Consider the following 13,134-nt stretch of genomic DNA (forward strand, 5'->3'; position numbering starts at 1 on the left):
ATGAGTTGTATTTAATTACTTTTGCAGCTTACAATAATAAGATCTATGAGAGATTTATTCGACAAAATATATAAGGATAAAGGGCCTCTTGGAAAATGGGCACAACAGGCAGAAGGTTATTTTGTTTTTCCAAAATTGGAAGGACCTATTTCCAACAGGATGAAGTTTCGAGGGAAAGAAGTTATAACCTGGAGCATAAATGATTATCTGGGCCTCGCTAACCATCCTGAAGTACGTAAAGTAGATGCTGAAGCAGCTGCAGAATATGGAAGTGCTTACCCTATGGGAGCAAGAATGATGAGTGGCCATACAGATCTTCATGAGAAGCTGCAGGATGAATTAGCATCTTTTGTACACAAACAGGCTGCTTATCTTCTAAATTTTGGTTATCAGGGAATGGTTTCCACAATTGACGCTCTGGTTTCTAAAAGTGACGTTATTGTATATGATGTAGATGCACACGCCTGTATTATTGATGGGGTAAGACTACATCTTGGGCAGCGATTTACTTATAAGCACAATGACATGGAGAGCATTGAAAAGAACCTCCAGCGTGCTACCAAGATCTGTGAACAAACCGGAGGCGGAATTCTGCTCATTTCTGAAGGAGTTTTTGGAATGAGAGGAGAGCAGGGGAAACTTAAGGAAATAGTAGCTTTAAAAGAAAAATATAACTTCAGGCTTTTTGTAGATGATGCCCATGGCTTTGGAACGTTGGGTGCAACGGGTGCCGGAGCAGGCGAGGAGCAGGGAGTGCAGGATCACATTGATGTTTACTTTGCAACTTTTGCTAAATCGTTGGCCAGTCTAAGCGCTTTTATAGCAGGTGACAAAGAAATAATGGACTATTTGAAGTACAACCTGAGATCTCAAATGTTCGCTAAATCTCTTCAAATGCAATTAGTGGTGGGGGCGCTAAAGCGCCTTGAAATGCTGAGGACAATGCCTGAGTTAAAAGAAAAACTTTGGGAGAATGTAAATGCTTTACAAAACGGCTTGAAGGAACGGGGATTCGATATTGGTACAACCCAAAGCTGCGTTACCCCGGTTTACCTTCAGGGAAGTATTCCTGAGGCTATGGCACTTGTTAAAGATCTTCGGGAAAATTATGGAGTTTTCTGTTCTATAGTGGTTTATCCTGTTATACCTAAAGGATTAATTCTACTAAGACTTATCCCAACTGCCACTCACACTAAAGAAGATATTGACGAAACTTTAGACGCATTTTCTGCTATTAGAGAACGTCTTGTAAATGGAACTTATAAAAGACTCTCAGCAGCTGTTGCAGCTTCTCACGGAGAATAGAATAATTATCAGGCATAAAAAAATCCGCTGAAAAGCGGATTTTTTGTTCTACATAAATTTAAGACTTCCTGATAATCCCGCAAGAAAACTTATTTAAAACTCTTCATTATGTACGTCTTGTCTCTTGTCTCTTGGCTCTTATTTCCTGGCTCTTATTTCCTGGCTCTGGGCTCTACATAATATTTCCGATCAATTAATTATTTGCTGCTGTAACTGCTGGGCACCTGTTCCGCTTCGGTCTCCATCGAAATCATCTTCAATAACTTCATCTTGAGTATGCATATCAAACCTGTAGGAGAATCCTCCGGCAACCTGCCATCTGGAAGGAGTATTTTTGAAGTTAATTAATCCTGAGACGTCAAATTGCAGGTTACGTCCAACTAAATAGGCCACTCCCACGCGAGCAAGATCATCAGCATAAATATTGCTAATTATTCCCTGGTATTCCAAAAATCCGGCAAATTCCGGTGTAAAAGCATGTGTTAGAGTGAAAATTCCCGCATAGGTGGGATTAACATCGGCAATTTTATCAAGGATGAAGTTGGAAACAAAAACCCAGCCTCCAGCCCAATTATTTTGGGTGGAGAGGATGAACTTTGGACTTATCGTACTTTCACCTGGAGAGAGGTACGGGTTCTCACCAAAGGAAAAGTTTGCTCCGGCATAAACTGCAATAGCCGGAATTAAGGTTTTCCATTTAAATTTTTGGTTGGCTTTCCAACTATAAAGATTGGGTTTATCGGGTTTAATGCTTCTGGAGGGGTCAAAAATAAGATACTTGGCTCCCAGTGTATTCGTTCTAAAATCACTTCGGCTGAATTCTACTTCACTACCTCCCATTAATAGCTTTGTATTTTCCGATTGAAAAGAACCTATCAAACTTATTTCCAATGCTTCAAATAGTAAACCATATCTTAATGCATAATCAGCTCCAAGGATATCTGTATCTGTAGCCCTTAAATTATGGTTGTCGTTTCCATAGTAACCTCCTGCTTCTATCTGTAAAACTCCTGTTCCCACAGAAAAAGCTCCTTGTGAAGCCCCGGGGCGGTTGGAATTAATAGTTTCAGTATACTGAGCTTGCACTAACAAACTACTGGCAAACAAAGTGAAAAAAATGCAATAAGTTCTACTGAAAAGTCGCATAAATGGCAGGTTTATATTCGACCAAATATAGAAGATTTTATTATTTTTTAGGATATATATGCCATAATTGTCTGCCCATAATACTAATTTTGCACAAACTGAAGAGTAATGTACGAAGCTTCATTTGAAAGTGTTCTTAAGACGGTCCTGATCATCCTGTTGATCTATTTTGGGTTCAAAATTTTTATTAAATGGTTTGGACCAATGATCCTGCAATATTTTCTGAAAAGAATAGGAAGAAAATTTACCCAACAATTTAATCAGCCGCCGCCTTCAGGATCAAAAAAAGAGGGAGAAGTGGTAATTGATAAAAAGCAGGGCAAACGCGGCAAATCCAACAAAAATGTAGGAGAGTATATCGATTACGAAGAAATTGATTAATTTTCGATCCTAATAAATTTTCTACATAAATGCTAAGTTCTTTAAAGAGTGTTCTTCCTCATATTGTTGTTCTCTTTGTTTTTGTGTTTCTCTCCCTTTCCTATTTTAATCCTGTTCTTCAAGGTAAAGAAATATATCAAAGTGACATAGTCCAGTATACTGGTATGGCAAAGGAACAGAATGACTATCGGGCGAGAACAGGGGAAGAGCCATACTGGACAGATGCTGCTTTTGGAGGAATGCCCACCTACCAGTTAGGAGCAAATTATCCTCACAATTACGTCAAGAAAATAGATTCAGCTTTAAGGTTTTTACCACGACCTGCAGATTATCTTTTCCTGTATTTCCTTGGCTTTTATATTCTTATGCTGGTCCTTAAGCTGGATTACAGGCTCGCCTTTTTAGGTGCGATTGCTTTTGGTTTTTCAACCTATTTAATAATCATCCTGGGAGTAGGACATAATGCTAAAGCGCATGCAATTGCATATATGCCAATGGTGCTTGCAGGGATAATTCTATGTTTCCGGAATAAATACATAGCCGGATTTTTATTACTTGCATTTGCAATGGCCCTGGAAATAGGTGCCAATCACTTCCAAATGACGTACTATCTACTATTGCTGGTAATTGTTTTAGGAATCGCTTATTTAGTAGATGCCATTCAAAAGAAGCAGGTGGCACACTATTTTAAAGCTTTAGGAGTAATGGTAGGGGCAGTAACTCTTGCAATTGGTGCAAACGCTACAAATTTACTGGCTACACAACAATATACCGGTTTCAGTACAAGAGGAGACACGGGTCTTACAATAACTCCGGAGGGAAGTGAAAAGCCCGCAGCGGGACTTACCTTTGACTATATTACAGAATACAGCTATGGCATCGTAGAATCATTTAATCTCTTCATCCCCCGGTTTATGGGAGGATCAAGTTCGGAAAAATTAGGGGACGATAGTGCTCTGTATTCTCAACTCCTCCAAATGGGAGCCGCTCCTGTGCAGGCAAGGAATTTTGCTGAAAATGCTCCAACCTATTGGGGGGATCAGCCTTATGTGGGAGCACCTGCTTATATTGGGGCCACCGTAATTTTCCTTTTTGTTTTTGCTCTTTATCTCATTCGTGGAAGGTTAAAATGGTGGATAGTTGGAGCCAGCCTCCTTGCTTTAATGTTATCCTGGGGTAAAAATTTCGCTTTTCTTACAGAAATTTTTATTGATTTTATTCCCCTGTATAACAAATTTAGAGCGGTCTCTTCTATACAGGTAATTATTGAACTTTGTGTTCCAATATTGGCTACCGTTGGTCTTTATCGTTTGTTTAACGACGTGATTAAAGCTGAAGAAAAATTGAACGCTTTAAAATGGGCAACAATAATTACTTATGGTCTCGCGGTTTTGTTCCTATTATTTAAGTCGGTATTATTCAGTTTTAGTGGTGGCAGTGATGCAGTTTATGTTCAGCAATTTGGAGCTGAATTTGTGCGCGCTCTCCAGGAAGACCGAAAAGATATTTTTAATTCTGATACTTTTCGATCTTTAATATTTGTGCTTTTAACAGCAGCACTAATTTGGGCTTTTCTGAAACAAATGGTCTCCCGGAACCTGACGGTGCTGGGATTTGCTCTATTGATATTAGCAGATCTTGTTATTGTCGACAGAAGGTACGTTAACAATGAAGACTTTGTCTCTGCGCGGCAGGTGAAGCAGCCTTTTAGCCCAACAGCTGCAGATGCTCAAATTCTTGAAGATAAAGGGCACTACAGGGTTTTTGATGTAGCTGAAAGTCCTTTTAATACAGGAAGAACTTCTTATTTTCACAATTCAGTAGGAGGATATCACGCTGCAAAACCGGGAAGAATGCAGGATCTTTATGATTTCTACATTTCGCAGAACAATATGGAAATTCTGAATATGCTCAATGTGAAGTATTTCATTATTCCTACTGAAACAGGAACGCAAGCTCAGCTTAATCCTGAAGCTTTTGGGAATGCCTGGTTTGTAGATAAGGTGAAGTGGGTGGAAAATGCCAATGAAGCTATGTTAAGCCTTGGAGAGGAAGATCTTTCTTCAACTGCCATAGTGAACGAAGAATATAGAGGGTTGGTGCCTCAGGATATTTCAAAAGATCCTTCCGCACAAATAGAATTAATAAGTCAGCATCCAAATGAATTGCAGTACCGTGCAACAGCAGGTAAGGAACAACTGGTCGTTTTTTCTGAAATGCATTATCCTTACGGTTGGAATGCTTATATAGACGGGCAGCCTGCTGAACATTTTAGGGCAAACTACGTCCTAAGAGCTATGACCCTTCCTGCTTAGTGAGCATAATATTACTTTTAAATTTGAACCTGAAGTTGTAGAAACAGGAAGTTCCATCGCTCTGGCAAGTTCTGTTTTATTAGGCCTTCTGTTACTTGGAGGTATTTGGTATTCCTATAGGAAACGTGAACAGGAAACTCAGGAAGATCGGTCTTAAGCTATAAAATGAGAAAGGTCCTAGTAATTACTTATTATTGGCCACCTGCAGGAGGACCGGGTGTACAGCGATGGCTTAAATTCGCTAAATATCTTCGGGAATTTGAAATTGAACCCATAGTTTACATTCCTGAAGATCCACATTATCCTTTACAGGATCCTTCTCTTGTGAAAGAGGTGTCTTCAGATATTACAATTATCAAAAGTAAAATTCTGGAACCGTATTCAATTTCAAAGCTTTTCTCCAAAGAAGAGACAACAACTATAAGCTCCGGAATTATTGCAGAAAAGAAAAAGCAAAGCCTGCTACAGAAGACAATGCTTTTTATAAGGGGAAATATGTTTATTCCGGATGCGAGGGTGTTGTGGGTAAAACCTTCAGTGAAATTTTTGCATTCATATTTGAAGGATCAGGGAATTGATACGATAATAACAACAGGGCCACCTCACAGTTTACATCTTATAGGTTATAAGCTTCAGCAGAAATTAGCTTTAAGGTGGATTGCTGATTTTCGGGATCCGTGGACGACAATAGGATATCATAAAGAACTTAAACTTACTAAGCGTTCAGAAAAAAAACACCTGGAACTTGAAAAAAAGTATTAACGACTGCCTCTCATATTATTACCACCAGTTTTACAACTGCAGAAGAATTTCGAAGGAAAACTTCTAAACTCCAGTAACGGTGATCACAAATGGTTTTGATGATCGTGGTGCAGAGGAAGTGAAGCTTCAAAAAGGTTTTGTGTTATCCCATATTGGTTCATTACTTTCCGGAAGAAATCCGGAGAATCTTTGGCAGGTATTAGGAGAGTTAATTTCCGAAGACAAAAACTTCAAAAAAGAATTCCGATTGGAATTAACGGGTGCTGTAAGTGATGACCTATTGGCGTCAATAAAAAAAGCCGGACTGGAGGAACATCTTCAGCATCGAAAATATGTTTCCCACAACGAGGCTCTAAGGCTACAAAAAGAGGCGACAGTCCTGTTGCTCATCGAGATTAATAGTGAAATAACTAAGGGGATAATCGCCGGAAAATTGTTTGAATATCTTGCAGCAAACAGACCTATTCTGGCTATTGGTCCACAGGATTGGGACGTAGATAAAATCCTGAATGAGACAGGAGCGGGGCAGGTATTTTTATATTCAGATACTTTAGTCTTAAAAGAGCAAGTACTTAAATATTTTACAAAATATCAAAGCGGGGAATTAACATCTTCCGCAGAAAACATAGAGCAATATAGTCGGAAAAACCTTACGAAAAAACTGGCGAATCTAATCAAGCAGGAATGGGAATAATCATCAGCCAGTCTTTCAGGAACATGATGACTACCTATTTTGGCTTCGGAATAGGGGCTATAAATACGTTGTTCTTATTCACCTACTTTCTGGAAAAGGAATATTATGGATTGGTAAGTTTTCTTTTATCTGCTGCAAATTTGATCTGGCCTTTAATGGCTTTTGGAGTTCACAATACCCTTGTAAAATTTTATTCCTCTTATAAGACAAAAAAGTCCCGGGACGAATTTCTAAACCTGATCCTGTTCCTGCCGCTCATAGTTTCAATATTTCTTGGGATCATTGGTTTTTTCAGCTATTCATTTTTACTGAATTATTTTTCTGAAGGAAATGAACTGGTCCAGTCTTATGTTTGGCTAATTTTTGTCATTGCTGTAGCTACTGCTTATTTCGAAATCTTTTTCTCCTGGAGCAAAGTGAATTACCACAGCGTGTTCGGAAATTTTATGAAGGAGGTTTTTCATAGGTTTTGTATTACTATTCTTTTGCTTGCTGTGTATTTTAAATTGATAGACGTTCAAACTTTTATTTACGCGATGGCAGGCGTTTTTGTTTTTAGGGCAGGAGCAATGCAGCTATACGCCTTTTCTCTATATAGGCCGAAGATTACTTTTTCAATGCCGGAAAATTTAAGTTCCATTTTAAAATACTCAGCACTTATTCTTATAGCCGGATCTATTGCTACAATCCTTCTGGACCTGGATAAAGTAATGATTGAGCGGTATTTGCCAATTGGGGAAGTTGCGGTTTACGGCATTGCGGTATATATAGCTACCGTAATTTCTGTTCCACAGAAGGCTATGCATCAAATTGTACATCCTCACACTGCCAACCTGTTAAATGCCAAAGACAAGCCTGCTCTTGATGATCTCTACAAAAGGAGTTCATTGACCCTGCTTGTGATAAGCGGACTAATCTTCATTTTAATAATTGTCAACCTTAACCAGCTGTACCAATTAATACCACCGCAATATGCAGTAAGTACAGTTATAGTGCTGCTGATATCTCTTGTAAAGCTATATGATAATATGCTGGGTAATAACAATAGTATTCTTTTCAATTCTGACTATTCTAGGTTGGTTCTTGTTGTCGGAGTTTTTCTGGCTATTTTGGCCTTTGTTTTTAATCTTATTTTTATTCCGGAATTGGGGATCCTGGGAGCGGCAATAGCAACTTTTCTAGCATTTTCAATTTATAACACCGCAAAAATTTTCCTGGTCCTTCAGAAATTTAAAATGCAGCCTTTTACAGTTTACACATTGTATACACTCATTGCTACTGCAGGATTAACCGTAGCTTTTTATTATTGGGAATTTCCATTTCATCCCGTTCTAAATATTCTATTAAAGACGGTGCTGGTAACAATAATTTACATTGGAATAGCTTGCAAATGGAATTTTTCTGAAGATATTACTGCTATAATAAAGAAGTACCTCCCTGGGAATTAGTGCTATAAAAGCGGAAACCCCTAAGGCGATCTCTCGATACAACCTGTAGGGGTCTCCTAACTAACCAACCAAAAAATTAAATTATGAATATGTTACCCTCTTATTCCTGAGCTTCTTCTTCCACTGGAAGCCTCGCGGCTTACAGGTTCTGGGGCACTGGACCGTGAAGTTTCACTTGATCTTGCACTGCTTCTATTTGTATTGCTATTAGATTCAACCCTAACATTTCTTTCCTGATTATTACTTCTTACAGCCGGAGTTTCTACCTGTCGTCTAACAACAGGATTATTTACAGTTGAGGAGCGCTCCGCCGTTCTGGTTTGCACACTGTTTTCCGGTACACTTCTTCTGGACACACTTCTGGTTTCTACAGTTCTTCCTGTAGATTGTACCTGAGCAGTGCCACGTTGAGCTCTCACTGCAGCTTCGTGTTGTTCCAGATTTCTTCTTTCTCTTGAACTACTGTAGGAATCTCTTACGGCAGTACGATTAGTGTTAGAGTTACTTCTCACTCCAGAAGTACTTGCATACTCACGAGTGCTATTTTGATTGGACCTAACTGCAGGTGCCGGATCTTTTTGTTCCATAGTCCTTCGTCCGTAATTATATGTTGCTACCTGCTGTCCAGGACGATAAAAATTAGTTTTATTATAGTAGTAATTATTGGACTGGTAATAATTTGCATACTGATAATAATCAATCCTCATAAGTTCGTAATATGCTCTGTATGGCTCATAATATACAATCCTGTGATTCACGTGGGGTCTTACATAATAAGTATGCCACGGTCTATATACATAAGCTGTATTATATCTATTGATATATCCCACGTACCGAATTGGCTGACCAAAGCTGTTATACCTGACTTTCATTCCTCCAATGCGTGCGATTCTACCAATACTATTATAGTGAATTACAACATCTCCGGCCTGAACCAGTCTTCCATAATAGTCATAATAAACAGGAACACTTTCAATTTGAATTACAGCTCCAAAGTCATCGTATTGTACAAAAGCATCATAATTATGATAAGCGTTGTAACTAATATTATAACCGGGATGACCAATTTGCATTGGTGAAGTATTTAGAAACTGAGGGTTGTAATAAAAATCAAACTCTCCGTTAGGATATACTGCAAACTCAACTCCTCTTTCAATGAAGATAAAGGCTTCCCCGTAATTAGGTCTTAGTAAATTTGCAGTGGATGCATAACCAGTCCATCCTATAAAAAACAAGGCGACTAAAAAGGTAATTTTTTTCATAAGGCGCATAAGTTAAGGTTTGTAATAGATGGACGTCATTTCCCTAACCAATACAAACTGCGTGCCAAAATAAGAAAAAGTCTTTACCTCCTATGATCTTTTAAGACCGTAATAGTACGGACGGTTTTTAAATTATTTTAGATCTTTTCTTTTAAATAAGGAGCTGTATAGGATTTTGAATTTTTGGAGACTTCTTCCGGAGTGCCTGCGGCAATAAGATATCCTCCGTTTTCGCCTCCTTCAAGACCAAGATCAATAACATAATCTGCACATTTAACCAGGTCCATATTGTGTTCTATAACAATAATAGAATGGCCTTTTTCAATAAGTGCATTAAATGATTTTAGCAACTTCTGAATATCGTGAAAGTGAAGCCCTGTTGTTGGCTCATCAAAAATGAATAAGGCTTTTTCTTTTGTAATACTTTTTACAAGAAAAGATGCCAGTTTAATTCGCTGAGCTTCGCCACCGGAAAGTGTTGAAGAGCTTTGGCCCAACTGCACATAACCTAACCCCACATCCTGGAGAGGCTTTAATTTCTTTGTGATCTTCTGCTCCCCGTTTTCTTTAAAAAATAGAATGGCATCATCAATAGTCATACTTAGAATGTCATCTATATTTTTTTCAGCAAAAGTTACTTCCAGGATCTCCTTCTTAAAGCGCTTTCCATTGCAGGTATCGCATTCAAGGTGAACATCTGCCATGAACTGCATTTCTATAGTAACTTCACCTTCTCCTTTACAGGTTTCGCAACGGCCGCCTTCCACGTTAAACGAGAAATGTTTAGCCTGATATCCTCTTATGTCTGATAATTTTTGAGAAGCAAAAAGATTTCTAATATCATCGTATGCTTTAATATAAGTAACAGGATTTGATCTTGAAGAACGTCCAATAGGATTTTGGTCAACAAATTCCAGGGAGGTAGTATTTTTGTAATTTCCTTCAATACGGGTAAAGTGAGTAAGCTTTCTCACCATAACCACCAATTTCTTTTTGAAGGGCAGGGAAGAGGATCTTCCTGATAAGGGTACTCTTACCACTACCTGAAACTCCGGTTACTGCAGTAAAAACTCCAAGCGGAAATGTTACATCAATATTCTTTAAATTATTTTCCCTGGCTCCTATCACAGTCACTTCCTGCTTCCAGGTTCTCCTTTTCTTAGGAACTTCAATGCGTAAATCATTATTAAGATATTTGGCGGTAAGAGAATCCTGATTTAAGATCTCTTCAAAATTTCCCGTCGCTACCACGTTTCCACCATGAGTACCTGCTTCAGGACCAATATCAATTATCTCATCTGCAGCTTTCATTATATCTTCATCGTGTTCTACTACAATGACAGTGTTTCCCAGGTCTCTTAATTTCTGAAGGACTCCAATAAGTTTTGCAGTATCACGCGGATGAAGGCCAATGGAGGGTTCATCCAGAATGTACATAGAACCCACAAGGCTACTCCCCAGAGATGTAGCCAGATTAATTCGCTGAGATTCTCCGCCGGAAAGTGTATTGGACTTTCTGTTAAGAGTGAGGTAATCCAGACCTACATTTGATAAAAACTCCAGCCGATTATTAATTTCAGAAAGTAGTCTTTTTGCAATTTGTGCATCATATTCATTTAAAGAAAGCTCCCTGAAAAACTCCCGAACCTTATTAAGAGGTTTTTCAACAAGGTCGGTTATTGTAGCTCCTCCTACTTTTACATAATTGGCCTCTGGACGAAGACGTTTACCTTTACATACTGAACATCGGGTTTTTCCTCTGTACCGGGAAAGCATTACCCTGTTTTGAATTTTGTAGGCTTTCGATTCTAAAAATTCGAAAAAGCTATTTAAGCCTTCAAAATATTGATTTCCCTTCCAAACTAAATCCTTTTGAGCATCAGATAGTTCAAAATAGGGTTTGTGGATAGGAAAATTAAATTTATGAGAGTTGTTTACCAGTTGATCCCGGTACCAGCTCATACTTTCTCCTCTCCAGGGGAAAATTGCATTTTCAAATACAGATAAACCGGTATTGGGAATTACCAGATCTTCATCTATTCCTATAACGTCTCCGTAACCTTCACATCTCGGGCACGCTCCATATGGATTATTAAAGCTGAAAAGGTGCACATTAGGTTCCAGGAAACTCATCCCATCCAGTTCAAATTTATTACTGAACTGCCTGATATTGCTATCTTCCAGTCTTTCAATGAACAATTCCCCCTTACCTTCAAAGAAAGCAGCCTGAGTAGCATCTGCTAACCTATTGTAAAAATCTTCTTCATCTTTTGTTACAATCCGGTCTACTACCAGGGAAACGTCCTGTGCCTTGCTCTGCTGTAGATTGGCTTCATCAATTCGCACAACTCCATTATTGATCTTAATTCTACTATATCCTTGTTGGGCGAGAACTTTAAGTTTTTCCTCGAGGCTTCTTCCTTCTTCTACATGAACAGGAGAAAGGAGCAGCAGTTTTTCCCCTTCAGCAAAAGATTTTACGTAATTCACCACATCTGTTACCGTGTCCTTTTTAACTTCATTACCGGAAACAGGTGAAATGGTTTTTCCAACCCTGGCAAATAACAATTTTAAATAATCATATATTTCTGTGGAAGTCCCTACTGTGGACCGGGGATTGGTAGAATTTACTTTTTGCTCAATTGCTATCGCTTAAGTGCGATACCTTTAATATAATCTACTTTAGGCTTGTTAAGCCTGCCAAGAAATTGCCTGGCGTAGGAGGAGAGGCTTTCCACATATCGGCGTTGTCCTTCTGCATATAGTGTATCAAAAGCTAAACTCGATTTTCCGGAACCGGACAAGCCTGTGATTACCACCAGCTTATTGCGGGGAATTACGACGTTTATATTTTTTAAATTATGGAGTTTTGCACCTTTAATTATAATATTTTTCCTGGGATCTACCCCGGCAATATCTACAGCCATAGTCTCAAATTTCAATCAATTGGCAAAGGTACTCATTATGCAGGAGGTTGGAAAGCGAAGAAATTCAGTAATTATTGTTAAAAAAAACACCTGCTGCTTGTGTATGTTAAAAATATGTTGCTATATTTGAAGCGGAAACGCCCAATTTTAATTTCTATTGCCTATTGCATAAAGTTACTTTTTAGTTTTATAACCTAACCTACAGGTATCCCCTACCAATACCTGATTATAAAGTAACTATTATGGAAAATACCAGTACAACAGATGCTGCTTTAGTACGATCGTACCTACAGGGGAATGAAAACTCACTTTCAACTCTTATAACCCGCCACCAGAGCCGGATCTTTAGTTTTATCTATTCTAAGGTTTTTGATAAAGATGTGGCCGAGGATATTTTTCAGGATACCTTTATTAAAGTGATTAATACTTTAAAAAGAGGGAAATATAATGAAGAAGGAAAGTTTCTTCCCTGGGTAATGCGTATCGCTCATAACTTAATTATTGACCACTTTAGGAAAAATAAGAGAATGCCAATGTTTGAGAACAAAGGCGACTTCAATATTTTTTCTGTTTTGTGTGATGGAGATCTTAATATTGAAAAACAATTAATTAAGGATCAAATAGAAATTGATGTTCAGGAATTAATAAAGGAATTACCTGAAGATCAACTTGAAGTTCTTACCATGAGGATTTATAAAGATATGAGTTTTAAAGAGATCTCTGAGAGAACAGGTGTTAGTATTAATACGGCCCTGGGAAGAATGAGATATGCTTTAATTAATCTTCGAAAAATAATTGAGAAACATAACTTAATTTTAACAAATTAAGCTGCAATATCCCCCCATCATCAGCGTTATTTTTATAATAACTACAAAGTAATATAATGGGGAAACT

8 protein-coding genes and 2 pseudogenes are annotated in these 13,134 nt (G+C 38.2%); 7 read left to right on the forward strand and 3 right to left on the reverse strand.

What is annotated here, in order from left to right; all coding sequences use genetic code 11:
• Positions 1 to 45: 45 nt before the first annotated feature.
• A complete protein-coding gene (locus tag LZ575_RS01985) occupies positions 46 to 1,305 on the forward strand; it encodes an aminotransferase class I/II-fold pyridoxal phosphate-dependent enzyme (protein WP_235328011.1) in 1,260 nt (419 codons plus the stop codon).
• A gap of 189 nt (positions 1,306 to 1,494) precedes the next feature.
• Here the strand turns inward: LZ575_RS01985 and LZ575_RS01990 are convergent, their stop codons facing one another.
• The gene (locus LZ575_RS01990; protein WP_235328014.1) at positions 1,495 to 2,391 is read right to left on the reverse strand and encodes a transporter; all 897 of its coding nucleotides are present in this window, start codon (positions 2,389 to 2,391) and stop codon (positions 1,495 to 1,497) included.
• A gap of 168 nt (positions 2,392 to 2,559) precedes the next feature.
• Here LZ575_RS01990 and LZ575_RS01995 point away from each other — a divergent pair, with 168 nt between their 5' ends.
• From LZ575_RS01995 to LZ575_RS02010, 5 genes and pseudogenes are all read left to right on the forward strand, one after another.
• Entirely contained in the window at positions 2,560 to 2,832 is a 273-nt protein-coding gene (locus LZ575_RS01995) for a DUF4834 family protein (RefSeq protein ID WP_235328016.1), read from the forward strand.
• A gap of 29 nt (positions 2,833 to 2,861) precedes the next feature.
• Positions 2,862 to 5,304 (forward strand): annotated as a pseudogene (locus LZ575_RS02000) (hypothetical protein).
• An 8-nt stretch (positions 5,305 to 5,312) separates the two neighbouring features.
• Positions 5,313 to 5,909 carry a hypothetical protein gene (locus tag LZ575_RS23115; protein WP_311195930.1) on the forward strand — a complete coding sequence of 199 codons (597 nt, stop codon included), beginning with the start codon at positions 5,313 to 5,315 and terminating at the stop codon, positions 5,907 to 5,909.
• A 79-nt stretch (positions 5,910 to 5,988) separates the two neighbouring features.
• On the forward strand, positions 5,989 to 6,603 hold the full coding sequence (locus tag LZ575_RS23120; protein ID WP_311195931.1) for a hypothetical protein: 615 nt from the start codon (positions 5,989 to 5,991) through the stop codon (positions 6,601 to 6,603).
• Complete coding sequence (locus LZ575_RS02010) at positions 6,594 to 8,051, forward strand: polysaccharide biosynthesis C-terminal domain-containing protein (RefSeq protein ID WP_235328018.1); 1,458 nt, start codon at positions 6,594 to 6,596, stop codon at positions 8,049 to 8,051. The genes LZ575_RS23120 and LZ575_RS02010 overlap by 10 nt, the downstream gene beginning before the upstream one ends.
• A gap of 92 nt (positions 8,052 to 8,143) precedes the next feature.
• Here LZ575_RS02010 and LZ575_RS02015 read toward each other — a convergent pair whose 3' ends face one another.
• On the reverse strand, positions 8,144 to 9,313 hold the full coding sequence (locus LZ575_RS02015) for a hypothetical protein (RefSeq protein WP_235328020.1): 1,170 nt from the start codon (positions 9,311 to 9,313) through the stop codon (positions 8,144 to 8,146).
• Between the two features lie 137 nt (positions 9,314 to 9,450).
• Positions 9,451 to 12,240: pseudogene (gene uvrA / locus LZ575_RS02020) on the reverse strand (excinuclease ABC subunit UvrA).
• A gap of 242 nt (positions 12,241 to 12,482) precedes the next feature.
• On the opposite strand from uvrA, the gene LZ575_RS02025 reads away from it, so the two are divergent.
• On the forward strand, positions 12,483 to 13,067 hold the full coding sequence (locus LZ575_RS02025; protein ID WP_235328022.1) for an RNA polymerase sigma factor: 585 nt from the start codon (positions 12,483 to 12,485) through the stop codon (positions 13,065 to 13,067).
• The last annotated feature ends 67 nt before the right edge of the window (positions 13,068 to 13,134 follow it).

It is taken from the genome of Antarcticibacterium sp. 1MA-6-2, from assembly GCF_021535135.1.
Taxonomy (GTDB): domain Bacteria; phylum Bacteroidota; class Bacteroidia; order Flavobacteriales; family Flavobacteriaceae; genus Gillisia.